The sequence below is a fragment of the Streptomyces sp. NBC_00820 genome (assembly GCF_036347055.1).
GTDB lineage: Bacteria > Actinomycetota > Actinomycetes > Streptomycetales > Streptomycetaceae > Streptomyces.
Genome location: NZ_CP108882.1, coordinates 1,071,675 through 1,096,962, shown reverse-complemented (window position 1 = coordinate 1,096,962; position 25,288 = coordinate 1,071,675). Strand labels below are relative to the sequence as shown.

The 25,288-nt window shown below is 71.0% G+C and carries 24 protein-coding genes and 1 pseudogene; 11 read left to right on the top strand and 14 right to left on the bottom strand.

The features are described 5' to 3' along the window. Positions 1 to 12: 12 nt before the first annotated feature. Positions 13 to 2,526: a DEAD/DEAH box helicase gene (locus tag OIB37_RS05085; RefSeq protein WP_330456309.1), complete on the bottom strand. Its 2,514-nt coding sequence runs from the start codon at positions 2,524 to 2,526 to the stop codon at positions 13 to 15. Positions 2,527 to 2,671: 145 nt separating this feature from the next. On the opposite strand from OIB37_RS05085, the gene OIB37_RS05080 reads away from it, so the two are divergent. After that, a complete protein-coding gene (locus OIB37_RS05080) occupies positions 2,672 to 3,466 on the top strand; it encodes a metal-dependent hydrolase (protein ID WP_330456308.1) in 795 nt (264 codons plus the stop codon). Between the two features lie 142 nt (positions 3,467 to 3,608). Here OIB37_RS05080 and OIB37_RS05075 read toward each other — a convergent pair whose 3' ends face one another. From OIB37_RS05075 to OIB37_RS05060, 4 genes are all read right to left on the bottom strand, one after another. Continuing rightward, the gene (locus OIB37_RS05075) at positions 3,609 to 3,917 is read right to left on the bottom strand and encodes a type B 50S ribosomal protein L31 (RefSeq protein WP_330456307.1); all 309 of its coding nucleotides are present in this window, start codon (positions 3,915 to 3,917) and stop codon (positions 3,609 to 3,611) included. 85 nt (positions 3,918 to 4,002) lie between these two features. After that, positions 4,003 to 4,473 carry a DUF5709 domain-containing protein gene (locus OIB37_RS05070; protein WP_330456306.1) on the bottom strand — a complete coding sequence of 157 codons (471 nt, stop codon included), beginning with the start codon at positions 4,471 to 4,473 and terminating at the stop codon, positions 4,003 to 4,005. A 284-nt stretch (positions 4,474 to 4,757) separates the two neighbouring features. Continuing rightward, positions 4,758 to 6,575, bottom strand: a complete 1,818-nt coding sequence (locus OIB37_RS05065) for an ABC transporter ATP-binding protein (RefSeq protein WP_330456305.1) — start codon at positions 6,573 to 6,575, stop codon at positions 4,758 to 4,760. Then, a complete protein-coding gene (locus OIB37_RS05060; protein WP_330456304.1) occupies positions 6,572 to 8,755 on the bottom strand; it encodes an ABC transporter ATP-binding protein in 2,184 nt (727 codons plus the stop codon). Before OIB37_RS05060 ends, OIB37_RS05065 begins: the two co-directional genes overlap by 4 nt. 387 nt (positions 8,756 to 9,142) lie before the next feature. On the opposite strand from OIB37_RS05060, the gene OIB37_RS05055 reads away from it, so the two are divergent. Further along, positions 9,143 to 9,850, top strand: coding sequence for a hypothetical protein (locus OIB37_RS05055; RefSeq protein ID WP_443058114.1), 708 nt, complete (start codon positions 9,143 to 9,145; stop codon positions 9,848 to 9,850). A gap of 50 nt (positions 9,851 to 9,900) precedes the next feature. Next, positions 9,901 to 11,526 (top strand): peptide-N4-asparagine amidase, encoded by a 1,626-nt coding sequence (locus OIB37_RS05050; protein WP_330456302.1) that lies wholly within the window; start codon positions 9,901 to 9,903, stop codon positions 11,524 to 11,526. Between the two features lie 219 nt (positions 11,527 to 11,745). Here the strand turns inward: OIB37_RS05050 and OIB37_RS05045 are convergent, their stop codons facing one another. Then, positions 11,746 to 12,201 carry a MarR family winged helix-turn-helix transcriptional regulator gene (locus tag OIB37_RS05045; RefSeq protein ID WP_330456301.1) on the bottom strand — a complete coding sequence of 152 codons (456 nt, stop codon included), beginning with the start codon at positions 12,199 to 12,201 and terminating at the stop codon, positions 11,746 to 11,748. 114 nt (positions 12,202 to 12,315) lie between these two features. On the opposite strand from OIB37_RS05045, the gene OIB37_RS05040 reads away from it, so the two are divergent. Together OIB37_RS05040 and mltG are read left to right on the top strand one after the other, a co-directional pair. After that, the gene (locus OIB37_RS05040) at positions 12,316 to 14,118 is read left to right on the top strand and encodes an ABC transporter ATP-binding protein (RefSeq protein WP_443058113.1); all 1,803 of its coding nucleotides are present in this window, start codon (positions 12,316 to 12,318) and stop codon (positions 14,116 to 14,118) included. 68 nt (positions 14,119 to 14,186) lie between these two features. Then, positions 14,187 to 15,161 carry an endolytic transglycosylase MltG gene (mltG, locus tag OIB37_RS05035; protein WP_330456300.1) on the top strand — a complete coding sequence of 325 codons (975 nt, stop codon included), beginning with the start codon at positions 14,187 to 14,189 and terminating at the stop codon, positions 15,159 to 15,161. A gap of 42 nt (positions 15,162 to 15,203) precedes the next feature. Here mltG and OIB37_RS05030 read toward each other — a convergent pair whose 3' ends face one another. The 5 genes from OIB37_RS05030 to OIB37_RS36265 form a co-directional block, all read right to left on the bottom strand. Further along, positions 15,204 to 16,322 carry an NAD(P)-binding domain-containing protein gene (locus OIB37_RS05030; RefSeq protein WP_330456299.1) on the bottom strand — a complete coding sequence of 373 codons (1,119 nt, stop codon included), beginning with the start codon at positions 16,320 to 16,322 and terminating at the stop codon, positions 15,204 to 15,206. 73 nt (positions 16,323 to 16,395) lie between these two features. After that, the gene (locus OIB37_RS05025) at positions 16,396 to 17,409 is read right to left on the bottom strand and encodes an ABC transporter substrate-binding protein (protein WP_330456298.1); all 1,014 of its coding nucleotides are present in this window, start codon (positions 17,407 to 17,409) and stop codon (positions 16,396 to 16,398) included. A gap of 76 nt (positions 17,410 to 17,485) precedes the next feature. Further along, the gene (locus tag OIB37_RS05020; protein WP_330456297.1) at positions 17,486 to 18,241 is read right to left on the bottom strand and encodes an ABC transporter ATP-binding protein; all 756 of its coding nucleotides are present in this window, start codon (positions 18,239 to 18,241) and stop codon (positions 17,486 to 17,488) included. Beyond that, positions 18,214 to 19,116, bottom strand: coding sequence for an ABC transporter permease (locus OIB37_RS05015; protein ID WP_330456296.1), 903 nt, complete (start codon positions 19,114 to 19,116; stop codon positions 18,214 to 18,216). The genes OIB37_RS05020 and OIB37_RS05015 overlap by 28 nt, the downstream gene beginning before the upstream one ends. Before the next feature lie 148 nt (positions 19,117 to 19,264). Beyond that, positions 19,265 to 19,348 carry a putative leader peptide gene (locus OIB37_RS36265; RefSeq protein WP_313884353.1) on the bottom strand — a complete coding sequence of 28 codons (84 nt, stop codon included), beginning with the start codon at positions 19,346 to 19,348 and terminating at the stop codon, positions 19,265 to 19,267. A gap of 123 nt (positions 19,349 to 19,471) precedes the next feature. Between OIB37_RS36265 and OIB37_RS05010 the strand changes: the two genes are divergently transcribed. From OIB37_RS05010 to OIB37_RS05000, 3 genes are all read left to right on the top strand, one after another. Further along, positions 19,472 to 19,894 (top strand): YjbQ family protein, encoded by a 423-nt coding sequence (locus tag OIB37_RS05010; RefSeq protein ID WP_330456295.1) that lies wholly within the window; start codon positions 19,472 to 19,474, stop codon positions 19,892 to 19,894. A gap of 147 nt (positions 19,895 to 20,041) precedes the next feature. Further along, positions 20,042 to 20,386: a recombinase family protein gene (locus tag OIB37_RS05005; protein WP_330456294.1), complete on the top strand. Its 345-nt coding sequence runs from the start codon at positions 20,042 to 20,044 to the stop codon at positions 20,384 to 20,386. Between the two features lie 128 nt (positions 20,387 to 20,514). Beyond that, the gene (locus tag OIB37_RS05000; RefSeq protein ID WP_330456293.1) at positions 20,515 to 20,937 is read left to right on the top strand and encodes a hypothetical protein; all 423 of its coding nucleotides are present in this window, start codon (positions 20,515 to 20,517) and stop codon (positions 20,935 to 20,937) included. A gap of 94 nt (positions 20,938 to 21,031) precedes the next feature. Here the strand turns inward: OIB37_RS05000 and OIB37_RS04995 are convergent. Together OIB37_RS04995 and OIB37_RS04990 are read right to left on the bottom strand one after the other, a co-directional pair. After that, positions 21,032 to 21,286: pseudogene (locus OIB37_RS04995) on the bottom strand (transposase); the annotation flags it as partial. Between the two features lie 111 nt (positions 21,287 to 21,397). Further along, positions 21,398 to 21,811 carry a DUF4345 domain-containing protein gene (locus tag OIB37_RS04990; protein ID WP_330456292.1) on the bottom strand — a complete coding sequence of 138 codons (414 nt, stop codon included), beginning with the start codon at positions 21,809 to 21,811 and terminating at the stop codon, positions 21,398 to 21,400. A 90-nt stretch (positions 21,812 to 21,901) separates the two neighbouring features. Here OIB37_RS04990 and OIB37_RS04985 point away from each other — a divergent pair, with 90 nt between their 5' ends. After that, positions 21,902 to 22,531: a TetR/AcrR family transcriptional regulator gene (locus tag OIB37_RS04985; protein ID WP_330456291.1), complete on the top strand. Its 630-nt coding sequence runs from the start codon at positions 21,902 to 21,904 to the stop codon at positions 22,529 to 22,531. Between the two features lie 347 nt (positions 22,532 to 22,878). Here the strand turns inward: OIB37_RS04985 and OIB37_RS04980 are convergent, their stop codons facing one another. Further along, the gene (locus tag OIB37_RS04980) at positions 22,879 to 23,379 is read right to left on the bottom strand and encodes a DUF3995 domain-containing protein (protein WP_330456290.1); all 501 of its coding nucleotides are present in this window, start codon (positions 23,377 to 23,379) and stop codon (positions 22,879 to 22,881) included. A 171-nt stretch (positions 23,380 to 23,550) separates the two neighbouring features. Here OIB37_RS04980 and OIB37_RS04975 point away from each other — a divergent pair, with 171 nt between their 5' ends. Then, positions 23,551 to 24,057 (top strand): RNA polymerase sigma factor, encoded by a 507-nt coding sequence (locus OIB37_RS04975; RefSeq protein ID WP_330456289.1) that lies wholly within the window; start codon positions 23,551 to 23,553, stop codon positions 24,055 to 24,057. Further along, a complete protein-coding gene (locus OIB37_RS04970; RefSeq protein WP_330456288.1) occupies positions 24,045 to 24,536 on the top strand; it encodes a hypothetical protein in 492 nt (163 codons plus the stop codon). Before OIB37_RS04975 ends, OIB37_RS04970 begins: the two co-directional genes overlap by 13 nt. The last annotated feature ends 752 nt before the right edge of the window (positions 24,537 to 25,288 follow it).

Here is a 25,288-nt window from a genome sequence, read left to right as displayed (position 1 = left end):
TCTCTCCTGTGTTCACAGCTGGCCGACCTCGGTGACGCGGACGACGGCACGGCCCTCGGCGTCGGAGGCGGCCAGGTCGATCTCGGCGCTGATGCCCCAGTCGTGGTCGCCGTTCGGGTCGTCGAAGATCTGGCGGACCCGCCACAGACCGTTCGCCGGCTCTTCCTTGATGACCAGCAGCTTGGGGCCGCGGGCGTTGGGGCCGGTGCCGAGGTCGTCGTACTCGTCCCAGTACTTGTCCATGGCCTCGCCCCACGCGTCCGCGTCCCAGCCGGACTCGGCGTCCATCTCGCCCAGTTCGCCGACCTGGTCCAGCGCGGCCAGCTCCACACGGCGGAACAGGGCGTTGCGGACCAGGACCCGGAAGGCGCGCGCGTTCGTCGTGACCGGCTTGACCTCGTCGGCCTTCTCCTGGGCCTGCTCGGCCGTCATCTCCTCCGGGTTGGCCAGCTGCTCCCACTCGTCCAGCAGGCTGGAGTCCACCTGGCGCACCATCTCGCCGAGCCACTCGATCAGGTCCTGGAGGTCCTCGGACTTCAGGTCGTCCGGGATCGTGTGGTCGAGGGTCTTGTAGGCGCTGGCGAGGTAGCGCAGCACGATGCCCTCGGTGCGGGCCAGCTCGTAGTGGGACACCAACTCCGTGAAGGACATGGCTCGTTCGTACATGTCCCGGACGACCGACTTCGGCGACAGCGGGTGGTCGCCGACCCAGGGGTGGCTCTTGCGGTAGGTGTCGTACGCGTGGAAGAGCAGCTCCTCCAGCGGCTTCGGGTAGCTGATGTCCTGGAGGCGCTCCATGCGCTCCTCGTACTCGACGCCGTCGGCCTTCATCGCGGCCACGGCCTCGCCACGCGCCTTGTTCTGCTGCGCGACGAGGATCTGCCGGGGGTCGTCCAGCGTGGACTCGACCACGGACACCATGTCAAGGGCGTAGGACGGCGACTCGGGGTCGAGGAGTTCGAACGAGGCGAGTGCGAACGTGGACAGCGGCTGGTTGAGCGCGAAGTCCTGCTGGAGGTCGACCGTGAGCCGGACGATGCGGCCCTCGGCGTCCGGAGTGTCGAGCTTCTCGACGATCCCGCCGTCCAGCAGGGAGCGGTAGATCGCGATCGCCCGCCGGATGTGCCTGAGCTGCTGCTTGCGCGGCTCGTGGTTGTCCTCCAGGAGGTGGCGCATCGCCTCGAAGGCGTTGCCCGGCCGGGCGATCACCGACAGCAGCATGGTGTGCGTCACGCGGAACCGGGACATCAGAGGCTCCGGCTCGGAGGCGATCAGCTTGTCGAAGGTGTTCTCCGTCCAGCCGACGAAGCCTTCCGGCGCCTTCTTGCGCACCACCTTGCGGCGCTTCTTCGGGTCGTCGCCGGCCTTCGCGAGCGCCTTCTCGTTCTCGACGACGTGCTCCGGCGCCTGCGCGACGACGAGCCCCGCGGTGTCGAAGCCCGCACGGCCGGCCCGGCCCGCGATCTGGTGGAACTCCCGGGCCCGCAGCGTGCGCACGCGGCTGCCGTCGTACTTGGTCAGGGCGGTGAACAGCACGGTGCGGATGGGCACGTTGACGCCCACGCCGAGGGTGTCGGTGCCGCAGATGACCTTCAGCAGACCGGCCTGCGCGAGCTTCTCCACCAGGCGCCGGTACTTGGGCAGCATGCCGGCGTGGTGGACGCCGATGCCGTGCCGGACGTAACGGGAGAGGTTGCGGCCGAACTTGGTGGTGAAGCGGAAATTGCCGATCAGCTCGGCGATCCGGTCCTTCTCCTCGCGCGTGCACATGTTGATGCTCATCAGAGCCTGTGCCCGCTCCACGGCCTGCGCCTGCGTGAAGTGCACGATGTACACCGGGGCCTGCCGGGTATCCAGCAGGTCGGTGAGCGTCTCGGTGAGGGGCGTGAGCCGGTACTCGTACGACAGCGGGACCGGCCGGGTCGCGGAGCGGACCACCGAGGTGGGACGGCCGGTGCGACGCGTGAGGTCCTTCTCGAAGAACGCCACGTCGCCCAGAGTGGCCGACATCAGGATGAACTGCGCCTGGGGGAGTTCCAGCAGCGGGATCTGCCAGGCCCAGCCGCGGTCGCCCTCCGAGTAGTAGTGGAACTCGTCCATCACGACCTGGCCGACGTCCGCGTTCTTGCCGTCGCGCAGCGCGATGGACGCGAGCACCTCGGCGGTGCAGCAGATCACGGGCGCGTCGGCGTTCACCGAGGCGTCGCCGGTGAGCATGCCCACGTTCTCGGTACCGAAGATCTTGCACAGCTCGAAGAACTTCTCCGACACCAGCGCCTTGATCGGCGCCGTGTAGAAGGTGACCTCGTCCCGGGCCAGCGCCGCGAAGTGGGCGGCCGCGGCGATCATGCTCTTACCGGAGCCGGTGGGCGTCGAGACGATCACGTTCGCCCCGGAGACCACCTCGATCAGCGCCTCCTCCTGATGCGGGTACAGGGTGAGGCCGCGCTCCTGAGTCCACGACTCGAAGGCTTCGTAAAGGGCGTCGGGATCGGCGGTCGCCGGCAGCTGATCGATGAGGGTCACGCACCCATCTTGCCTGGCCCGGGCGCCGAGCGGGGAATCGGCTGTGGGCAGGAAGATCACGGCCGCTACGCTGTGGCGCCGACGAAACGTCAGCGCACCAGGTCAACTGGACAACGGCACAAGAGGAATGGGGCGTAAAGCGGCCATGATGGGACCAGCACACTCACTGTCGGGGGCCGCGGCCTGGCTCGGCGTCGGAGCGGCCGCAGCCGCGGCCGGACACCCGATGCCCTGGCCCGTCGTCCTGGTCGGCGCCCTGATCTGCGCGGGCGCCGCGCTCGCCCCGGACCTCGACCACAAGGCGGCCACCATCTCGCGGGCCTTCGGACCCGTGTCCCGGTGGTTCTGCGAGATCGTGGACAAACTGTCGTACGCCGTCTACAAGGCGACGAGGAAGCCGGGCGACCCGCGCCGCTCGGGCGGCCACCGCACGCTCACGCACACCTGGGTGTGGGCCGTCCTCATCGGCGCGGGCAGTTCGGCCCTGGCCATCGCGGGGGGCCGCTGGGCGGTCCTGGCGATCCTGTTCGTGCACATGGTGCTGGCGATAGAGGGCCTGCTGTGGCGGGCGGCGCGGGGCTCCAGCAGCGACGTCCTGGTCTGGCTGCTCGCCGCGACCAGCGCCTGGATCCTCGCCGGCATACTGGACAAGCCCGGCAACGGCTCCCACTGGCTGTTCGAAGAGCCGGGGCAGCAGTACCTGTGGCTGGGGCTGCCGATCGTGCTCGGCGCGCTGGTGCACTGCCTCGGGGACGCGCTCACCGTCTCCGGCTGCCCGATCCTGTGGCCCATCCCGCTGGGCCGCAGGCGCTGGTACCCGCTCGGGCCGCCGAAGGCGATGCGGTTCCGGGCAGGCAGCTGGGTCGAGCTGAAGGTGCTGATGCCCGTGTTCATGGTGCTCGGGGGAGTGGGCTGCGCGGCCGCCCTCAACTTCATCTGATCATCGTTTGAACGTTGCCCGGGACACCGCTTCCCGCATCGGGGCGCCGCTCGCCACCAGGCGTGCGGCGCCCTGTTCTGTGTACGGTGCCTGGTCGTGCCTGCGGCGGCGCCCTGTCGTGCGTACGGCACGGCCGTCCTCGTCAGGCCACGCCGCCCGGCTCCGCCCCCGTCCCGTCGCCCGGCTCCGCCCCGCTGCCTCCTGGCTCCGCCCCGCCGTACCGGCGCTCGAACCGGGCGACGCGCCCCTCGGTGTCCACCGTGCGGGCCTTGCCCGTGTAGAAGGGGTGGCTCTCGGAGGAGATCTCCACGTCGACCACCGGGTAGGTCTCGCCGTCGTCCCATTCGATGGTCTCCTCGCTGGTCGCGGTGGACCGGGTGAGGAAGGCGTAGCCGGCGGCGCGGTCGCGGAAGACGACGGAACGGTAGTCGGGGTGCTTGTCCTGCTGCATGACGGCTCCTCGCTCGGGGCGATTGCGGTGGGGCGGCAGGGGAGTCCGGGGGCCGGGGCCGAGGGGCCCGGGGTGGGGGTCCGGTTCAGCCGGGGAGCGAGTCCTCGTCGACGACGTGCATCGCTGCCTCCTCGGCGGAGGCGGCGGCGCCGTCGATGCCGACGTCGGTGGCCACGAGCGCGCTCTCCTCGTCCTCGTGCGCTCCCTCGTCGGGGGCGACCAGCCGGCCGGAGCGCCGGTCGCCGACCTCGTCGTCCAGCAGTTCCCCGTCGGTGCCGGAGCAGTCGCCGATGCCGTCGCCGTCCGGCGTGGCGACGTCGGGCACCTCCTCGGCGAGCCGCTGGTCGAGCGTCTCCCCGGCGCTGCGTTCCGCCGCCGTCACACCGTCGTGCTCCACCGCCCACGGCCGCTCGGGCGGGGACCAGCCCCGGTCGAGAGGGTCACCGACGCCGTCGAAGTCCAGCGTGTCCTCGACGTCGAGGACTCCGGAGTCCTCCCGGATCTCTGCCGAGTCGGGCTGGTAGACGTCATCCCCCCATCCGTCGGAGCTGTCCACGGGAACCTCCAGGTGGTGAGCACGGCCGGATGCCGCCGCGAGCGGCGGCGGGCCGCCGGCACGCTGGGCACGGGTCACACGCGGCGGGGACCGAAAGGTCCCGCGGTGCTCCCCGAACCGGTGCCGCTATCCAGCCTTCCACCCCAGTTCGGCACTGCGCAACGGCACGGCACCTGGCCTGCGGCTGAGCGCTGAGCGGCCCAGCGGCTGAGTGTTCGGAGGGACGGGCGCCCGGACGGCAGGGGTGGGGCCGAGTGCCGGTGCGAGGACCGACCGCCACGGCCTCACCCGTGCCAGGACCGCCAGAGCGCCGCGTACGCCCCGCCCGCGGAGACCAGCTCGTCATGGCTCCCCAGCTCCTTGATACGGCCGTTCTCCACGACCGCGATGACATCCGCGTCGTGGGCGGTGTGCAGACGGTGGGCGATGGCGACGACCGTGCGCCCGTCGAGGACGCGCCCCAGGGAGCGTTCCAGATGGCGGGCAGCCCGGGGGTCGAGGAGAGAGGTCGCCTCGTCGAGGACCAGGGTGTGCGGGTCGGCCAGGACGAGCCGGGCCAGGGCGATCTGCTGGGCCTGGGCCGGCGTGAGAGCGACGCCGCCCGAGCCCACCTCGGTGTCGAGGCCGTCGTCCAGCGCCCGCGCCCAGCCGTCGGCGTCCACCGCGCCGAGCGCCGCCCACAGCTCGGCGTCCCGCGCCCCGATGGGGGTCCCCCCGCTCGAGCTCAGCCGGGAGTGGGGGAGGGCCAGCAGGAGGTTGTCGCGCAGGGGACCGACGAAGACGTGGTGCTCCTGGTTCACGAGGGCGACGTGCGAGCGGACGCGTTCGGCGGGCATCCGGGACAGTTCGGCGCCGCCCAGGGTGACGCGCCCGGTCCGGGGCGCGTAGATGCCGGCGAGCAGCCTGCCCAGCGTGGACTTGCCGGCGCCCGAAGGGCCGACCAGGGCGAGCCGGGTGCCCGGCGGGACCTCCAGGGACACCTCGCGCAGCACGTCGACGCCCTCGCGGTAGCCGAAGTGGACCCGGTCGGCGTGCACGTCCCGGCCGTCCGGGGCCAGGGAGCCGTCCCCGGCGTCGGGCTCGATGTCCCGTACCCCGACCAGCCGTGCCAGCGAGACCTGGGCCACCTGCACCTCGTCGTACCAGCGCAGGATCAGGTTGATCGGGTCGACCAGCATCTGGGCGACGAGGGCACCCGTGGTCAGCTGGCCGACGTCGATCCAGCCCCGCAGAACGCAGACACCGCCGACCATGAGGGCCGAGCCGAGCACGATGAGGTGGACGGCGTTGATGACCGGGAAGAGCACCGAGCGCAGCCATAGGGTGTAGCGCTCCCAGGCGGTCCACTCCTTGATCCGCCGCTCCGACAGGGCGATGCGACGCGCGCCGAGGCGGTGCGCCTCGATGGTCCGGCCCGCGTCCACGGTCTCGGCGAGGGCCGCGGCCACCGCGGCGTACCCAGCGGACTCGGACCGGTAGCCGGCGGGCGCCCGCTTGAAGTACCAGCGGCACCCCAGCACCAGCACCGGGACCGCGAGCAGGACGGCGGCCGCCAGCGGCGGAGCCGTCACGACGAGCCCCCCGAGCAGCAGCAGCGCCCATACGAACCCGATCGCCAGCTGTGGTACGGCCTCCCGCATGGCGTTGGCCAGGCGGTCGATGTCCGTGGTGACGCGGGAGAGCAGGTCGCCGGTGCCGGCCCGCTCCAGCACGCCCGGCGGCAGCCCCACCGAGCGGACGAGGAAGTCCTCGCGCAGGTCGGCCAGCATCCGCTCACCGAGCATCGCGCCGCGCAACCGCACCTGCTGGACGAACACGGCCTGCACGACCAGCGCGAGCAGGAAGAACGCGACCGTCTCGCCCAGGTGCAGGTCCCGCGCCCGGTCGGACACCCGCTCGACGAGTCCACCGAGCAGGTACGGGCCCACCATGGAGGCGATGACGGCCACCGTGTTGACGGTGACGAGCAGCAGGAAGGCGTGACGGTGGCGGCGCAGCAGCTCGCCGACATAGGCGCGCACGGTCGCGGCCGCGCCGACGGGCAGGGTGGTCGCGGTCGTCGGGGCCGCCGGGTCGTACGCCGGGGGCGCTACGCCGATCATGCGCTCTCCTCGATCTCTTCCAATTCGTCCAGCTCTTCCAGCTCGTCCAGCCCTTCCGGCTGGCCGAGCGCGCCCAGCACGGGGCCTCCGTCGGCGGTCTCCGACCGGTCCGCGGTGTTCTCGAGACGGCCCGCCGCCTGCTCGTTGCCGAGACCGGTCACCGTCCGCTTGTCGCCGAGACCGGTCGCCGTCCGCTCGCCCCCGAGACCTGTCGCCGCCTGCTCTTCCTCGGTCTCCCGGGTCACCACGGCCCGGTAGCGCGGCTCGGTCTCGATCAGTTCGCGGTGCTCCCCGACGGCCACGACCTTGCCCTCGTGGACGAGGGCGACCCCGTCCGCGCGGTCCAGCAGCAGCGGTGAGGAGGTGAACACCACCGTCGTGCGCCCCGACCGCAGCCGCCGCAGCCCGTCCGCGATCCGCGCCTCGGTGTGCGAGTCGACGGCGGAGGTCGGCTCGTCCAGCACCAGCACCTCCGGGTCCGTGATCAGCGACCGGGCCAGCGCGAGCCGCTGCCGCTGGCCCCCCGACAGGGACCGCCCGCGCTCGGTGATCCGTGCGTCCATCGGGTCGGGGGCGTCCACGGACCCCTGCACCAGGGCATCGAGGACGTCCTCGCACTGCGCGGCCGCCAGCGCGTCCTTCGCCCGTACGGCACCGGAGGCGGGGACATCGAGCAGCTCGCGCAGCGTGCCGGACAGCAGCACCGGTTCCTTGTCCTGTACGAGTACGGCGGTGCGGGCGTCGTCCAGCGTGAGGTCGTCGAGCGTCACGCCGCCGAGCCGCACCGAGGGTCCGGGCTCGGCGGGGTGGCCGCCCAGGCGTTCCGCGAGCCGCCCGGCCGCGTCCGGGTCTCCGCAGACCACGGCGGTGAACCGGCGGGCAGGCGCGAGCAGCCCGGTGGCGGGGTCGTACAGGTCACCGTGCGGCAGCGCTGCCGTCGGATCACTGCTCGCCGGCGTCGCCAGGCCGCCGTGGGGCACGGCTGGCCGGTGACTTCGCGGGAGCGCCGACAGATCGCTGTTCGACACGGCTGTCACGTCGCCGCAGTCCGGTACTTCGGCTGGTCGTGCCTGTTCGCAGTCCGGTACTTCGGCCGGTCGTACCTGGTCGTGGTCCTGCACTTCGGCCGGTCGTGCCCGTTCGCGGCCCGGCGCTCCGGTCCCTCGCGTCTCCTCGTCGCCCGTCGCCCGCCGCAACGAAAGCACCCGCGCCGCCCGTTTCGCCGACGGGCGCGAGAAGGAGTACGCCATCGCGATCTCCTCGAAGTGCCTCAACGGATAATTGAGCACCATCACCGCGCTGTAGACGGTGACGAGTTCACCGACCTCGATCCGGCCCTGGTCCGCCAGCCGGACGCCGTGCCAGACAACCGCGATCAGCAGCATCCCGGGCACCAGCACCTGGATCGCGGAGATCAGCGACCACATGCGGGCGCTGCGCACGGCAGCCTGCCGTACCTCCTGGGAGGCGCGGCGGTAGCGGTCCAGGAACAACTCCTCGCCGCCGATGCCGCGCAGCACCCGCAGACCGGCGACGGTGTCCGAGGCCAGCTCGGTGGCCCGGCCCGCCTTCTCGCGCTGGACGTCGGCGCGGCGGGTGGACCGGGGCAGCAGCGGCAGCACCGCGAGCGCCACGAAGGGAAGGCCCGCGGCGACGACCAACCCGAGGGCCGGCTGGTAGACGAGCAGACCCACGCAGACCACGACGACCGTCAGCGCGGCCGCGGTGAACCGTGAGACGGCCTCCACGAACCAGCCGATCTTCTCCACGTCGCCGGTGGACACGGCCACCACCTCGCCCGCCGCCACCCGCCGGGTCAGCGCGGAACCCAGTACGACCGCCTTGCGCGCCAGCAGCTGCTGGACCCGGGCGGCGGCCGTGATCCAGTTGGTGACCGCGGAGCGGTGCAGGAAGGTGTCGCCCACGGTGATGCCCACGCCGCACAGCAGCATCAGAGCGCCCGTCAGGGCGAGCTGCGCGCCCGAACGTTCGACGACCGCGTCCACGGCGAGCCCGACGCAGAACGGCAGCGCGGACACGGAGACGAAGTGGAGCACACCCCAGGCCAGTGCCTTGAGCTGGCCGCCCAACTGGTTGCGCCAGAGCCACCACAAGAGATGAGGGCCCGAACGCGCGTCCGGGACGCCCGGGTCGGAGTACGGAAGGTCTTGAATCTGCATGACGTCCCAGCGGCTCAAATCGGGGATATCGAGGGGATCAGCGGAATCGTGGAATCGGTGGGATGGGTGGAGGGAGTGGAGGCGATGGAGGCAGCGGGGTCAGGGGAATCAGGGCCCGGGGGGAGGGAGGCGGGCAGGTTGCGGCAGGCCATGTCATGTCGCGTCGCGCTGAAAGGGGCGCGCTGAAAGGGTCGCGTCGCGCGGCGGTGATTCTCAAACGGTTTTTCCGCCGACGTACCGAATTCACTGGCTTCGAGCCGGTCGCCGCAGCCCGCTGACACGGGCGTTCGGTAGATCCGTGGCCAATGCCCCGAGTGTCCGGAAACTGCCCGATCGGCCGGATCGTGGTGTCACCATGACCGGGTGCAGATCGATGGAGTACGGCGTGTGACGGTCCTGTTGGCGGTCTTCGGAACCCTTCTCGTCCCCCTTGGCGCGCTCTCCGCGTGCGGCGTTCCGGTCAGGCCCGGCGCGCAGGGTCCCTCCGGCGTGGAGGGCGCACCCGCCGACCCGGCCCGCGTCCCGGGCGTCGGTGACCACCTGTACCAGCGGATTCCCGCCGATACACGCCAGGTCGTGGCCGTCTACGGGGAAGGGAGGAACTCGCCCCGCTCCACGCTCGTGCTGTACACCCGTCACGGCGACGGCTGGCGTCGGGTGGACAGCTGGCCCGCTCACAACGGCCGCGGCGGCTGGACCACTGACCACTGGATGGGTGATGAACGCAGCCCGGTGGGCGTGTTCACCCTCTCCGACGCCGGCGGTGTCCTTCCTGACCCGGGCGCCAGGCTGCCGTACGACGAGGACGACGGCGCCTACGCCACCCCGGAGGAGTGGGGGGCCTCGCGGCGGCACGACTTCGACTACGTCATCGCCATCGACTACAACCGCGTCAGAGGGACTCCGCCGCACGACACCACCCGCCCTGAAGGCGTGGCGAAGGGCGGTGGAATCTGGCTGCACCTCGACCACGGCAGCGGTACCTCGGCCTGCGTCAGCGTGCCCAGAAGCGCGATGAGGTACCTCCTGCGGACCCTCGACCCCGCCCGGCACCCCGTGGTGGTCATGGGCGACCGGGCGGAACTGCGCACCTGATGGCGGAGGCCTCATTGCGGGGCGGGCCGTCGCCCCGTAGAACACCGGCCATGAGAAGACGGATAGTCATGTCCATGTTCGCCGGGGCGACCCTCCTCGCGAGCGCGCTCTTCGGCGCCGGTCCGGCCGCCGCCCAGGCGGGCGGTCGTACCGCCGACGTACCCGCCGAGTTCGGCACCGACTGGCACGACCCGTTGACCGCCGCCCCGCCCGTCGCCCGGCCGCACACCGCGTCCTGCCGAGTCACCCTCGCCGAGGCCCAGTTCCGCGGCTACACCCCCTACCGCGGAACGTACGCGCCACCCCGGGACTGCGGCGACCGCTGGAGCAAGGTCGTACTGCGCCTCGACGGCAAGGTGAAGGGGCGCCAGTTCGACCGCCTCGGCCAGCTGGACGTCGGCGGGGTCGAGATCCTGCGCACCTCGACCCCCGAGCCGTCGCCGGACGGTATCGAGTGGCATGTGGAGAAGGACGTCACCCGCTACAGCGACACCTTCCGCGGCCCGCAGGACGTCGAGATGCTCATCGGCAACGTCGTCGACGACACCTACACCGGTGTGATCGACGTCAAGGTGACGCTCACCTTCTACGCCGGCCGCCCCGAGACCCCCGCCCCCGACCGCGTCCTCACCCTCACCGACACCCCCGACGGCGCCACCCTCACCACCCCGCGCAACAGTGAGCGCATCGTGGCGGAGGTGTACGCGACAGGATCCGGGGGTGGCTGCGAGGAGTTCTGGTACCTGACGGTGGCCGACCCGGCGTCGTACTCCTGCAAGGCCGACCACGGGCCGTACCGCGAGGTGCGGGTCACCGTCGACGGTCGACTGGCGGGCATCGCCTCGCCGTTCCCGAACGTCTGGACCGGCGGGTGGTCCAACCCGTTCCTCTGGTACGTGGTCCCGGCCCCGCGCGCCTTCGACGTCAAGCCCCTCACATACGATCTGACGCCCTTCGCCGGAATCCTCGACGACGGCCGCCCGCACCGCGTCGAGGTCTCGGTGGCCGGTGTGCCCACCGGTCAGTCCGGCTGGAGCGCCCCGGTCAACGTCCTGGTCTGGCAGGACGCGCACCGCGCCCAGCTCACCGGCGCGCTCACCTCGGACCGGGCGACCGATGTCGTGAACTCCTCCGTGTACACGCCCGGTACGGAGAACCGCGTGGACACCCGCGCCGGGCACGCGCTCACCGTCTCCGGGTACCTCGACACCTCGCACGGCCGCGTGACCACCACCGTCACCCGCACGCTCGCGAACACCTCGGCGCACCGCTGGACCGACGGCGAGAACACGGACGGACTCGACGCGACCTGGACGGACGACGAGACCGTCACCACCCGCGGCGCACACGGCCCGGCGCACACGATCCGGACGCACCGGACCTACACGATGAACGGCGTCACGACCATCGGCGCGGACGACCGGCTGCGCACCGAACTGACCCTCGGTGACCGGGCGTCGACGGAGAATCGGCAGGGTGACCGGCGCACCGCCTGGTCACGGCTCGACGACACCTACAGCGGCGACGCGTCGTACACGCTGGGCGTTCCGCGCGACCAGCGGCACGCGGTCGGCACGTCCGGTGAGCGCTACCGCGTGACCGGCTCGGACGGCTGCTACGACCGGTCCCTGACCGTCGTCCAGGGCGTGCTGACGAAGGACCGCAGCCGCTGCTGAACCGCCTTCCGGCACACCGATGCCCGTGTGCGGGCCCAGGCCGGTCCGCGGCCGGCTCGCACACGGGGCACATGGGCGGACCGTGACCGGCCCGCACACGGGGTAGATTGCCGGTCCGCGGCCGGTGCGCGCACGGGGCACGTTGGCGGACCTGCGGCCGGCCCGCACGCGGAGCACGCGCCGGCGTGCGGCGGCAACACTGCGGGGGCTCGCCGCCGTTCAGCAGCCCTTGGCCGCCGACTCGCCGCCGTCGACCAGGGTGTCCAGCAGCACGCCGAGGACCGCCCGCTCCTTCTCCGTCAGCGGAGCCAGGATCTCCTCGGCCGCCGAACGGCGTGCGCCGCGCAGCTCGCGCAGGGTCGCCCGGCCCTCGTCCGTCAGCTCGATCCGGGTGACCCTGCGGTTCGTCGGATCCGGCGCCCGGCGCACCTGGCCGCTCGCCTCCAGCCCGTCGACCAGCGTCGTCACCGCCCGCGGCACCACCTCGAGGCGCTCGGCGAGGTCGGTCATGCGCGGCGGCGACCCGTAGTGCGCGAGGGTGCGCAACAGCCGGGACTGCGCCGGCGTGACCCCCAGGTCGTACCTCTCCAGATGGCGCTTCTGGATGCGGTGCACGCGGCGGGTGAGCCGCAGCAGCTGCTCGGCGAGCAGGCCGTCGGGATCCGGGGTGGTCATGCGGGAACAATATCAGGATGCCGTTCATTGTGAGTACAGGTAACAATGGGCTGCGATCCGTTTCTCGTCGGCGGCCGGCCCCGGGCCTGCCGCCCACCCACCTCGTAGGAGCCCATGCACCCCGATCGAGAACCCTCCTGGACCCCGCCCGCCGACGCCGGTGAACAGCCCCGGCAGGTGCGGCGCATCCTGAACCTCTTCCGCCCCTATCGCGCGCGGCTCACTGTCGTCGGCCTGCTGGTCGGCGCCGCCTCGCTGGTCTCGGTGGCCACGCCGTTCCTGCTCAAGGAGACCCTCGACGTCGCGATCCCGCAGGGCCGCACAGGCCTGCTGAGCCTGCTCGCGCTCGGCATGATCCTCAGCGCCGTCCTCTCCAGCGTCTTCGGCGTGCTGCAGACGCTGATCTCGACCACCGTCGGCCAGCGCGTCATGCACGATCTGCGCACGGCCGTCTACGGCCGCCTGCAGCGCATGTCGCTGGCCTTCTTCACCCGCACCCGCACCGGCGAGGTGCAGTCCCGCATCGCCAACGACATCGGCGGCATGCAGGCCACCGTCACCTCCACCGCGACCTCCCTGGTCTCCAACGCCACCAGCGTCGTCGCCACGATCGTCGCGATGGTCGCCCTCGACTGGCGCCTGACGGTCGTCTCACTGCTCCTGCTCCCGGCATTCGTGTGGATAAGCCGCCGTGTCGGCAACGAGCGCAAGAAGATCGCCACCCAGCGGCAGAAGCAGATGGCCGCGATGGCCGCCACCGTCACCGAGTCCCTGTCCGTCAGCGGAATCCTGCTCGGCCGCACCATGGGCCGCGCCGGTTCGCTCACCGAGGGCTTCGCGGCGGAGTCCGAGCGCCTGGTCGACCTGGAGGTCAGGTCGAGCATGGCCGGGCGCTGGCGCATGGCCGTGATCACGATCGTGATGGCCGCCATGCCCGCCGTCATCTACTGGAGCGCGGGCCTCGCCCTCCAGTTCGGCGGCCCCAAGGTCTCGCTCGGCACGATCGTCGCCTTCGTCTCGCTCCAGCAGGGCCTGTTCCGGCCGGCCGTGAGCCTGCTGGCGACCGGCGTCCAGATCCAGACCTCGCTCGCGCTCTTCCAGCGCATCTTCGAGTACCTGGATCTCCCCATCGACATCACGGAACGCGAACGCCCGGTCCACCTCGACCAGGTGAAGGGCGAGGTCCGCTTCGAGGGTGTCGAGTTCCGCTACGACGACAGGGGCGGCCCGGTGCTCGACGGCGTCGACCTCACCGTGCCCGCGGGCGGCAGCCTGGCCGTCGTGGGTCCGACAGGCGCCGGCAAGTCCTCTCTCGGCTACCTGGTGCCCCGGCTCTACGACGTCACCGGCGGCCGCGTCACCCTGGACGGCGTGGACGTCCGCGACCTCGACTTCGACACCCTCGCGCGCGCGGTCGGAGTGGTCTCGCAGGAGACGTACCTCTTCCACGCCTCGGTCGCCGACAACCTCCGCTTCGCCAGGCCGGACGCCACCGACGAGGAGCTGCACGCGGCGGCCCGCGCCGCCCAGATCCACGACCACATAGCCGCGCTGCCCGACGGGTACGGCACCGTCGTCGGTGAACGCGGCCACCGCTTCTCCGGCGGCGAGAAGCAGCGCCTGGCACTCGCCCGGACCATCCTGCGCGATCCGCCGGTCCTCATCCTCGATGAGGCGACCAGCGCTCTGGACACCCGCACCGAAGCCGCCGTCCAGGCCGCCATCGACGCCCTCTCGGTCAACCGGACGACCATCACGATCGCCCACCGCCTGTCCACGGTCCGCGACGCCGACCAGATCGTCGTCCTGGACTCCGGCCGGATCGCCGAGCAGGGTACGCACGAGGAACTGCTGGAGCGCAACGGGCGGTACGCGGCCCTCGTGCGACGGGACGCGCGCCTGGAACCGGCACGCTGACACACGAGCGGAGCCGACAACCTGACGATATGTCGGGCTTGCGGCGATATACGTATTACCGTGCCCGCATGCAGATGAACACTCCGTCACGGAACGCGATGAGACTGACGCGCCGGGGCAAGCTCGCCCTCGTCGCGGCCGGCGCCGTTGTGGCCGCTACCGCCGTGGCGGTGCCGCTGCTGAGCCTGGCCGGCGGTTTCGGGGAGGCGAAGCCCCCCACCCTGCTCATCCCGGAGGGCTGGCGCGCCGGCCAGATCTACGACGCCGTCGACAAGGCCCTCACCCTGCCCGCCGGCAGTACCCGCAAGTCCGTCGGCAAGGCCGGGCTGAAACTGCCGAACGACGCCGGGGGCAACCCGGAGGGCTACCTCTTCCCGGCGACCTACCCGCTGGCCAAGGGCGCCACCCCCGAGTCGCTGCTGCGGTTCATGGTCGACACCGCCAACAAGAGGTTCGACGCGGTGCCCGTCGCGGCGGGGGCCCAGCGCGACACGATGAACGCCTACCAGGCCGTCACCGTCGCGAGCATCGTCCAGGCCGAGGCGGCGACGAAGACCGACATGGCGAAGGTGGCCCGGGTCGTCCTCAACCGCCTCCAGCGTGGCATGCCGCTGCAGATGGACTCCACCATCAACTACGCGCTCAACCGCAGCACCCTGCGCACCAGCATGGACGACCTCAGGATCGACAGCCCCTACAACTCCTACCAGCGCATGGGCCTGCCGCCCACCCCGATCGACAATCCCGGCGAGGACGCCATGAACGCCACGCTTCATCCGGCGGCGGGCGACTGGCTGTACTTCGTCACCGTGAAGCCGGGCGACACCCGCTTCACCTCCGACTACACCGTGCACATGCGCAACGTGGCCGACTTCAACGCCGCGCACGCCGCCACGACCCGATCGCAGAGCCCGAGCGGGAGCCCGAGTGAGGGCCAAGACCAGGGCCAAGACCAGGGCCAAAGCCCGAGCGAGAGTCAGGACCAGAGCCAAAGCCCGAGCGAGGCTCAGGATCCCGGGCAGAGCCCGGGCGACGCGCGATAGCGCCGGCCGACCGTGGGACCGTCGGAGGCGGCGAGCGGCGTCTCAGGCGGCGATCGGATCCTCGGCCGCGAGCAGGCGCCTGATGTCCTGTACGGCCGCACGCCCCGCCCGGTTGGCGCCGATGGTGCTGGCCGAGGGGCCGTAGCCGACGAGGTGGATCCGCGGATCGGCGATCGCCCGGGTCCCCTCGACCCGGATGCCGCCGCCCGGCTCGCGCAGCCGCAGGGGCGTGAGGTGGTCGAGGGCGGGCCGGAAGCCGGTCGCCCACAGGATGACGTCGGCCGCCACATGCCGCCCGTCCTGCCACTCCACCCCGTCCGGGGTGATCCGGTCGAACATCGGCAGCCGGTCGAGCACGCCGTCGGCCAGACCCCGCCGGACGGCGTCGTTGAGAGGCAGGCCGGTGACGGAGACCACGCTCCTCGGCGGCAGCCCCTGCCGCACGCGCTCCTCCACCAGAGCCACGGCGGCCCGGCCCGCCTCCTGGTCGAACGGGCCCTCGCGGAAGACCGGTGGCCGCCGGGTGACCCAGGTGGTCGCGGCCGCGTACGGGGCCAGCTCCAGCAGGTGCTGGGTGCCGGACGCCCCGCCGCCCACGACCACGACCCGGGATCCGGCGAACTCCTCCGGACCCGCGTACCGCGCGGTGTGCAACTGCCGTCCCCGGAAGGTCTCCTGGCCCGGGTAGCGCGGCCAGAAGGGCCGGTCCCAGGTGCCGGTCGCGTTGATCAGCGCCCGCGCCGACCAGGTGCCGTCCGACGTCTCCACGAGCAGCCGCCCCGCCCCGGGACCTCCGGCGGCCTCCGTCCCGGCAGGACCTTCCTCGCCCGCGCGGACGGAGCGCACCTCGACAGGGCGCCGTACCCGCAGCCCGAAGGCCCGCTCGTACCGGTCGAAGTACTCGCCGATCACCTCCGCCGAAGGCCGCGCCGGATCGGCGTCCGTCAGCTCCATGCCGGGCAGCGCGTGCATCCCGTGCACCTTGCCGTACGTCAGCGACGGCCAGCGGAACTGCCAGGCGCCGCCCGGGCCGGGGGAGTGGTCCAGGACCACGAAGTCACGGTCCGGCTCGAAACCGGCACGCCGCAGGTGATAGGCGCTGGACAGACCGGCCTGTCCGGCGCCTACGACGACCACCTCGACCTCACGTACATCGTTCACGATTCCACTAACAGCGGACCGGCCGCCGGTCTTCCCGCGCGGCCACCCCGCAGCCTCCCGCCACCTCGTCCCCTCAGCTCTTGGCCGGTGTCGTGGACGGCGGGAGGTCGCCGTTGAAGCGCCTGTCCACGAAGTCGCCGAAGTCCACCTTCCCCGGGATGAGCTTCAGCGCGGTGAAGGTGTCGGCGATCTGCTGCTCGGAGGCGATGAGCGGTTTGTCGACGGCGACCGGGACTCGGGTGGCGTTGGTGCGCCTCACGGACGCCAGCGCCACGTCGTACGGCAGTCCGGTCTCCTTGGCCCACACCTTGGCCCACTCCTCCTTATGGTCGTACACCCAGGTCTGGGCGCGCCGCAGCCGGGCGAGGTAGTCACGGATGGCGCGTGTCTTCGCCGGGTCCTTCAGCGCGGCCGGCCCGGCCACCTGGAAGCTGAGCCCGTTGGTGATGCCGTCGCCGGTGGTGAGCACGCGGCCCTGCCGGGTCCGGAGGATCTGGGAGGTGTACGGATCCCAGACCGCCCACGCGTCGACCTTGCCGGAGGTGAACGCGGCGAGCGCGTCGGCCGGCTGAAGGTACTTGACCTCGACGTCGCCCAGACTCAGCCCGGCCGCCTTCAGAGAGGCGACCAGCTGGTAGTGCGCGGAGGATCCCTGCGCCACGGCGATCGACCTGCCCTTGAGCTGGTCGGGCCTGGTCAGCCTGGAGCCGCTCGGTACGAGGATGGCGTCGCCCTTGGAGGCGCCGTGCCAGGCCGCCACCACGGCGATCTTCGAGCCCGCGCCGGCCGCGAAGACGGGCGGGGTGTTGCCGACGCCGCCGATGTCGACGGCCTTGGCGTTGACGGCCTCCAGCAGGGGTGGTCCGGAGGTGAACGTCGACCACTTGATCTTGTAGTGGAGGTTCTTCAGCTCACCGGCGGCCCGGAGGATGGCTTCCGAACCGCCCTTCTGGTCACCGACGTCGAGCGTGACGGATCCCGAGCCGTCGGTGTCGGTGCCCGTACTGGCGGACGAGTTGCCGCCGCACGCCGTGAGCAGGAGGGCGAAGGGGAGCAGCAGTGCGGCCGGGACGAGGCGTCGTCGCATGGTGGTTTCCGTTCGTGTGCGAGAGGGGAGATGGCTGGGAAATCCGGAAGGCGGGGATGCCGGGAAGGGTGGTGCGTCAGGCGGCTTCGGCAGCCGTGTTCACGCCGAGCCGTTCCAGCAGCCCGGCGCGGAGCGAGGCGAACCGGGGATCAGTGATGTCCCGTGGCCGGTCGAGGTCGACGCGCTGCTCGTGGGCGATCCGGCCACCGTCCATCACCAGGACACGGTCGGCGAGCAGCACGGCCTCCTCGACGTCGTGGGTGACCAGCAGCACGGCACACCCGCGCCGCTGCCACAGCTCCCCGACCAGACGCTGCGCCTTGATCCGGGTGAGCGCGTCGAGCGCGCCGAACGGCTCGTCGAGCAGCAGCAGATCGGGCTCGCGCACCAGGGCGCGGGCCAGGGAGGCGCGCTGGGCCTCACCACCGGACAGGGTCCTGGGCCAGGCGTCGATCCGGTTGCCGAGCCCCACCTCGTCCAACGCCCGCTGGGCTACGGCACGTTCGGGTCTGCCGGGCAGGCCGAGCAGAACGTTGCGCCACACCCTCTTCCACGGCATCAGCCGGGGCGCCTGGAAGGCGACGGCCCTGCGGCGCGGGACCAGGGCGGTGCCCTCGATGTCCCGGTCGAGGCCGGCGAGGATGCGCAGCAGTGTGGACTTGCCGCAGCCGCTGCGGCCGAGCAGGGCGACGAACTCCCCCCGCTCGATGTCGAGTCGGAGGTCGTCGATGACGGCACGGCCGTCGAAGGAGCGAGTGAGCCCCTCGGCGTGCACGACCCGGGTGATACGGCTCGCGCCGGGGCTCAGCGGCCCGTGAACGTCGGTCGCCATTGCAGCAGCAGCCTTTCGAGGGAGCGGACGACGAAATCGGCGATCAGGCCGAGGAAGGCGTAGACGATCAGGCACACGACGATCACGTCGGTCCGCAGGAAGTCCCGCGCCTGCACCATCAGGAAGCCGATCCCGGCGTCGGCGTTGACCTGTTCGGCGAAGACCAGCGCGAGCCAGGCGATACCGAGCGAGTAACGCAGCCCGGTGAGCGCCCCGGGCAGCGCGCCCGGCAGCACGACATGGCGCACCAGTCCCCACCGGGACAGCCCCAACGACTCTCCCGCTTCAATGAGTTGAGAGTCGACGCCGCGAATCCCGGCGTACACGTTGAGGTACAGCGGGAAGGTCACCCCGAGCGTGATGATCGCGATCTTCGGGGCCTCGCCGATGCCGAACCAGATGATGAACAGCGGGATGAGGCCGACGAACGGCACCGTTCGCAGCATCTGCACCGGCGCGTCCACCAGGTCCTCGCCGACCCGGAACAGCCCCGAGACCAGGGCGAGTCCGGTCCCGGTGACCGTGCCGAACACCAGCCCCGCCGCGACGCGCCGGAGCGAGGTGCCCATCGCCGACGGCAGCGAACCGTCACCGATCAGATCACCGCCGACCTGTGCGATCCGGCCCGGAGAGGCGAGCACGTCCGAGGGCAACAGGCCGGTGACGCTGAGAAGTTGCCACAACGCCAGCAGGATCAGGGGACCGGCGGTTCGGCGCAGCCAGCGGGGGACGCGGACGTGACGGGTGGTGGCGGGGGTGAGGGGTTGAAGGTCGGGGGAGGCGTGGTGAGCCTGCCCCGCTCCGGCACTTGCGGACTTGGATATACCGGAGATATCGGGTTCGGGCGAGCTGGGCGGGGCATGGCTGATGCGCATGGATGCTCCACGGGACACGAGAGCGAGAGAGCGAGGGAATGCCGCAACCGCCGCCACCCCGCCTCGGACGTGCATCACTGGAGAGGCGGCGCGGGCGCGGGCATGCGGCAGGGCGTGGGAAAACGCCGGTCAGAGGCGGGAAGAGGCGTCAGCGGCCGCGGCGACACGCGGCGGAGGCCACCCGCAGCAGGTCGATGTGACCGCGCGTGGTGAGCAGTGCTGAACGCAACATGCGGGTGAAAGTAGCCAGATGGCCGCCCGCCGGTCAACGGTGTCTCGTCCAGTGGACCGCCGGCGCGGGGGAAACGGTCGCGCCAGGACGCGTGAAACCCGGCGTATGGGTCAGGATGGGGGCATGTCAGATGCTTTCACCACGCGAATGCTGCACGTGGCCACCGGTAGTCGCGAGCGAGTCGTCGACATCACCGGCGACTGCGAGGACTTCCTGGCCGAGGCGGCGGCCGGCCGCGACGGCCTGCTCAACGTCTTCGTCCCCCATGCGACCTGCGGCATCGCCGTCATCGAGACGGGCGCCGGCAGCGACGACGATCTCCTCGCCGCCCTGCACGTCCTGCTCCCCTCCGACGACCGCTGGCAACACCGCCACGGCAGCCCCGGCCACGGCCGCGATCACGTCCTCCCCGCGATCGTCCCACCCCACGCGACCCTCCCCGTCATCGCCGGCCGCCTGGAACTGGGGACTTGGCAGTCGGTGTGCCTGGTGGACACCAACAGGGACAATGTCAACCGTCAGGTGCGGCTGAGTTTCATGGGCTAACCAAGATCATCCTGGGTGTGGCCGCCACATCTCCGTACCTTGCGTGCTCGAAACGGAGAAGCGTTGCGCGGTACGGACCTGAACATGATCGAACGCCCCTAAGACGGATGCGGGAAGTGCCTGTTCGGCGTGCGCCGGCTGTCGTGGATGAAGCTCGCCACGTCGTCCCCGGAGCGGCAGAGGGAGGACGTACTCACCGTCGCGGCGTCTGTCGGCGGCCACATCATCGGCTGGGCCGACGACTGGGAGGTGTCGGGCGCCACCGACCCGGTGACCCGGCCGAAGCTGGGCCCGTGGCTTCGCGACGAGAGAGGCCCGGACGACGGACTGGTGGCTGCGGCCGTCGACCGACTCGGCCGCAACGTCGTGGACTGCCTCAACACTGGCTGCAAGATGCGGGACGAGGGGAAGCTGCTCGTCACCTACGGCCGTACTTCGCTGCCGTACCGCCTCACGCCTCGTGAAGAGTGGCCGCCGACGACTGAGACTTGAACATGTTCAAACCCTGTGCCAGGGTGCGGCGTGGGTTCTTGGGTCCACCGGTCGCGCACGCGGCCCGCGGAACCCACTAGGGGTGGAGTGTGTTGCGTTACTGTCGTACTGCGCTGATCTTGCTCGCCATGGCCTTTGCTCTCACGGCCTGCGGCAGGTTCACGGTCATGCCGCCGCCCGACGGCGAACCGGTCGTTCTGAAGCCGGCCGAACTTGCGACCACGTGGACCGATGCCGACGGCGGCACCCTCACGCTGAGGCAGGACGGGACGTTCATCGCCGATAAGGTCTGCATCGCCGTCGGCTGGTACGACAGTTTGACCTGGTCCGGAACAGGCACCTGGGAGCAAGGCTCCAACAAGAAGCAAAGCTTCGTCGGTGTGACCTTCGGCGCCGCTCACTCCTTCGACGCCGCTCACCCCGAAACGGGTGAGCGGGAGCCCGACCCCTACGCCGCCTTGAGGCGAGGCAAGGCCCTGATGCTCTGGGTCGCCGTCGGCGATCCGGACAACGATTATCCGAACTGCGTCCTGACCAGCCCGGCGAGCTGACCCGGCTGCCGCGCGGCCGGGTGAGCTGCACATGGTCAGACATCGCAAAAGCGCGGTTCCCAGTCCATCGTGTCCCCTGCCGTGATGCAGGGGATCAGCCCTCGGTAATGCCGGGGAGGGCCTCGGTGTCGACGGTGGCGTAGACGGTGGCCAGGCTCTCTTCGGAGAGGTAGCGGCGGGGGAATGCGATCCATTCGTCGTGCATTTCGGCCGGCACTGCGGTGGCCAGTCGTAGGACGGCCTCGGGGTTGGGGAAGGCCTGGACGACGTCGGTGAGGCGTTTGATCTCGCGGTTGATCCGTTCCAGCGGGTTGGTGGACTGGATCTCTTTCCAGTGCTGCTGGGGAAGTCGGCGAAGGCGGCGTGCTGTCCTCGAACGCCTTGCGCAGTGCCCGGTACACCGGTGCAAGCTGCACCGGTCCGACGTTTGCAGCTTCGATCTGGACGAGCTCGCGCGCATTCACCGCCCAGCAGGCATGGCCTCCACGTCGCTGCGCAGGGTCTGCTCCTCTGAGTCGGCCAGCCAGAAGAAGACCAGCGGCAGGCTGAGCTCGATCACCGCCAACGCGATCTGGAACCACTGCGGCCAGCCGTGCACAGCGAGCGAGAGCAGCCGGCCCACGCCACCCAGCAGGAAAACGCCGGCCAGCCACCGCACCGCCCGAGCCGGGATCGGACGCTGCCGCGCGGCCCAGAGCCACGCCAGTCCATAGCCGACGAAGCCGGCCCCCATGAATCGGCCCCAACTGTCGACCGTCGTGCCGGCGGAACCAGCCCCGGGAATCGCCGCGTTGCCGAGCGCCACGTGGAACAGGCCGATCGCTACAGAGGACCAGCCCATCAGCTGAGTCAGTATGCGCAGAACCCTGGCCATAATTCTCTCCAAGCCGTCTTGGCGGAGCCTAGTTGACACGGGTCTACTACGGTGAGGCTCTAGTAGACACATGTCAACTAGACTTCATTCGTGCCTCCCCGCCAGCGACTCACCCCCGCCGACCGCCGCACGCAGCTCCTCGCCGTCGGCGCACGGCTCTTCGCCGCACACTCGTATGCCGACGTGCTGATGGAGGAGGTCGCCGAAGAGGCCGGTGTCTCCCGAGCCTTGCTCTACCGTCACTTCCCCAGCAAGCACACCCTCTTCGCAGCCGTCTACCAGCAGGCGGCTGACCAGCTGCTCGCCGAGACGCGGCTCGACCCCGCCGACTCCCTGGTGGAACAGCTCATCCAGGGTATGGATGTCCATCTCGACTACTTCGTGGCGAACCGCAACGCCGTCCTCGCGGCGAACCGGGTCCTCGCGGGCGATCCGGTGATCCAGACGATCATGACGAACGAGCTGGACGTGCTCCGTGCGCGGCTGATGGGCGTACTCCCACTCGCGGGCGAGAGTGCCCGCGAGGCCGTGTCCGGCGTCCTGAAAAGCTGGCTGGTCTTCGTCCAGGTCCTCTGCGTCGACTGGCTCACCCACGAGATGTGTACCCGCACCCAGTTGCGCGACGTCTGCATCGGCGCGGTCCTCGGCGCCCTCCGGCCGCTGCTCGCCGAGGACCCCGCCCCCGACTGGCCACGACAAGGGGCCGACCCGGGCATCTAGGGCCTCCCGTATCACAACGCGCAGGGAGCCCGATACGCCGCCGGCGGGTCGGGCTCGAACCTTTGGAGGGGAAGTTGACGCGGTCGGCGGGGAATTACGTGATGTTCCACAGAAGAAGGCCGCGGTCACGAAATCCTTACTGCTACGTTGCGGCTGGTGTCTGAGTCAGGACTCCAGAGCCGACTACGCTGGCTGCATCGTCGACCCCTAGCCAGGCAAGCCGCGGGGCTGAATCAGGACACCGGGACACCCCTGCCCCACCCGCCCGAGCCGCGGTCCCTCGCGCCACAACGCGGGAAGTCGGCCGGGCCGCCTTCCTGTGCTGCTGCGGTTCCGCCAGCGGACGCTCAGGCCCGCAGGGACCGCGCCCGCCTCACCCCACCCGCCTGCACGCTCGCCGCTGACACCTGCCAGGCCGCCTGGCCCAGCAGCAGACACAGCGGGGTGTAGAGCAGCAGGTTGAGCCAGTAGAACGTGTCGCCAGGGTCCGCCCAGGCCCCCGCCACCCAGACCAGTCCGACCGCGCCGCGGGCCAGCAGTCCGGCGGCCACCGCCCGGCTCCCCCAGCGCGGCAGCACGGCGGGCAGCCGGCGGCCCAGGGCCGGCAGCCGTCCGCCGTGGACCAGCACCAACGTCGCGCCCGAGAAAAGCAGTCCCGCGAGCGGGACCAGCCCTTGCGGGGTGAACGGCACTTGGGTGTTGAGCACCAGCTGCGAGAGCCGGGTGGTGCTGTGCACCGGCCAGGTCCGCCCGGTGGCCCAGTACAGGTGGATCAGACCGTCCACCGCCAGCACCGCGCCGATCGCGATGGCCTTGCTGCGGGTGTTCGCCGACTTCACCGGCTTCATGTCGTCACCTCACGGAGTGTCAGGACGCTCGGACACCCGAAGGAGCGCCCCGCCCGTCGATCCGTTCCTGTGACGAGGAACACTGCGGCCGGGCGGAAATCGCAGGGAACCTTTCGCCGTCTCGGGGCCTCCATCCACGGACCCCTGTCACCGATCGACGGAGAAGGCGCCATGCAGGAGCCACCGCCCGGCCTTGCCGAGCTGGTCCGGGCCGCCCAGGGCGGCGACCAACTCGCGGTCGGCCGGCTGCTGAACCTGATCACCCCGTACGTCCGCCGGCTCTGCGGCCCGATCGCGCTGGACGACGGCGCGGACGCGACCCAGGAGGCGCTCATCGTGGTCTTCCGCAAGCTGCACCAACTCCAGTATCCCGACGCACTGTTCGGCTGGGTCCGGGCCATCGCGGTGCGGGAGGCGGTGCGGTACGCCACCCGATCGGCGCGCTCGCAGCCGGCCGAGCTCGGTGAACTCCCCGCGCCCGGCGACCCCCAACTCGCCGCGGACATCCGCGACGTGCTGTCCCGGCTCTCCCCGGAGCACCGCGCCGTGCTGCTCCTGCGCGACCTGGAGGGGCTGGACGAACGGCAGACCGCGGCAGTGCTCGCGATCGCGCCCGGGACGGTCAAGTCCCGGCTCTCCCGGGCCCGACTCAGCTTCCGAAAGGCGTGGCAGCAGTGACCGAGACCCCGATGCCGCAGTGGCCCGTCGCCGACTTCGACCCGGTCCGCAGCCTGCACGTGATCGCCGCGACCACGCCCGGAGCGGCGCGGATCGGCGAGGCCGTTCTCGACGCACCGTTCGAGCGGGTTTGGTCGATCGCCCAGGACCTGGAACGCACGATGCCACTCTGGATCCCCGATGTCCGCACGGTCCGTCTCCTCACCCCCGAGTCGACCGGTTCTCCGCTCCAGGCCCGGATCCACGGCCACACCCGGCTCCGTGCGACCTTCGCCATCGACCTCGCCCCCGGCTGGTGCCTGATGCAGAGCCGCCTCGTCCTCGGCGGAATGGCGGCCCGCCCCGAGACTGACCGTACGACCCGCTTCGCCTTCCTCGGCGGCCTGCGCTTCCCCGGCGCGCGCCTCCTCGCCCCCGCGCTGCGCCCGTTCACCGGGAACCCTCTGGCGCGGTTCGCCGCCCTCCTCGACGAGGAGTAGCAGAGACGCTGCGGGGCGGCCACCACCGTACGGTGGTGGCCGCCCTGCAGCGTCATTCCGTCCGGACTCGAGCGGCCCGCGATCAGCCTGGCCAGGCGCGCCAGTGAGTGCGGTGACCCCTCCACCTCGCGCCACACTCTTGCGATTGTCTTGGAGCGGAGGGGCCGTTGTGTCGTCTGCCGTCCCGAGTCGTCACTGCCGGGACGAAGACCGACGGCGCACGGCGTAACCCGCGGCGGCGACGGCGAACGCGACGGCCACTCCAACGCCGATCCAGGCGCCGCCCGGCAGTCCGCGGGGCGGCCCGGGTCAGGTTCCGCGGCGGCAGCCGACCGCTGTCCACAGTGCCTCGAAGGCGTCCTGCCAGGGCCAGCGTTCAGGCAGGTGGAAGGTAGTCGTGGGCAGGCCCGCCAAGAGCAGTCGGTGGCTCTCTCGCCACGCAAGTGCGCATCTACGCCGAGGGTTGTCTTTGCGGAGTTCGGCGGACACGAACACGGACAATCCCAACCGTCAGGTGCGGCTGAGCTTCTTTGGCTAGGGATTCGCTTCGGTGGGACTGTACGGGCGAGGTCCGGCCGCGCCGAACGACCCGTGGAGCGGTGAGGAGTGTCCGTCTTGAGGCGGACGTCATCGTGCACTCGAACGCGAGTGGCGGGCGAGGACTCTGCGCGGTCGGGTGGTGACGCTTGAACCCACGACCTCTTCGTCCCGAATGAGGTTCGCGTGGTGATCTTGCCAGTGCGGATGGCGTT

Bases quoted from the DNA above. Each gene is read 5' to 3' on its own strand.
- OIB37_RS04980 (WP_330456290.1), bottom strand. From the start codon at position 23,379: ATGAAGCCGGTGAAGTCGGCGAACACCCGCAGCAAGGCCATCGCGATC.
- OIB37_RS05050 (WP_330456302.1), top strand. From the start codon at position 9,901: ATGAGAAGACGGATAGTCATGTCCATGTTCGCCGGGGCGACCCTCCTC.
- OIB37_RS05080 (WP_330456308.1), top strand. From the start codon at position 2,672: ATGATGGGACCAGCACACTCACTGTCGGGGGCCGCGGCCTGGCTCGGC.
- mltG (WP_330456300.1), top strand. From the start codon at position 14,187: ATGCAGATGAACACTCCGTCACGGAACGCGATGAGACTGACGCGCCGG.
- OIB37_RS05075 (WP_330456307.1), bottom strand. From the start codon at position 3,917: ATGCAGCAGGACAAGCACCCCGACTACCGTTCCGTCGTCTTCCGCGAC.
- OIB37_RS05000 (WP_330456293.1), top strand. From the start codon at position 20,515: ATGGCCTTTGCTCTCACGGCCTGCGGCAGGTTCACGGTCATGCCGCCG.
- OIB37_RS04990 (WP_330456292.1), bottom strand. From the start codon at position 21,811: ATGGCCAGGGTTCTGCGCATACTGACTCAGCTGATGGGCTGGTCCTCT.
- OIB37_RS05060 (WP_330456304.1), bottom strand. From the start codon at position 8,755: ATGCAGATTCAAGACCTTCCGTACTCCGACCCGGGCGTCCCGGACGCG.
- OIB37_RS36265 (WP_313884353.1), bottom strand. From the start codon at position 19,348: ATGTTGCGTTCAGCACTGCTCACCACGCGCGGTCACATCGACCTGCTG.
- OIB37_RS05065 (WP_330456305.1), bottom strand. From the start codon at position 6,575: ATGATCGGCGTAGCGCCCCCGGCGTACGACCCGGCGGCCCCGACGACC.
- OIB37_RS05015 (WP_330456296.1), bottom strand. From the start codon at position 19,116: ATGCGCATCAGCCATGCCCCGCCCAGCTCGCCCGAACCCGATATCTCC.
- OIB37_RS05010 (WP_330456295.1), top strand. From the start codon at position 19,472: ATGTCAGATGCTTTCACCACGCGAATGCTGCACGTGGCCACCGGTAGT.
- OIB37_RS05045 (WP_330456301.1), bottom strand. From the start codon at position 12,201: ATGACCACCCCGGATCCCGACGGCCTGCTCGCCGAGCAGCTGCTGCGG.
- OIB37_RS05005 (WP_330456294.1), top strand. From the start codon at position 20,042: ATGAAGCTCGCCACGTCGTCCCCGGAGCGGCAGAGGGAGGACGTACTC.
- OIB37_RS05025 (WP_330456298.1), bottom strand. From the start codon at position 17,409: ATGCGACGACGCCTCGTCCCGGCCGCACTGCTGCTCCCCTTCGCCCTC.
- OIB37_RS04975 (WP_330456289.1), top strand. From the start codon at position 23,551: ATGCAGGAGCCACCGCCCGGCCTTGCCGAGCTGGTCCGGGCCGCCCAG.
- OIB37_RS05040 (WP_443058113.1), top strand. From the start codon at position 12,316: ATGCACCCCGATCGAGAACCCTCCTGGACCCCGCCCGCCGACGCCGGT.
- OIB37_RS05020 (WP_330456297.1), bottom strand. From the start codon at position 18,241: ATGGCGACCGACGTTCACGGGCCGCTGAGCCCCGGCGCGAGCCGTATC.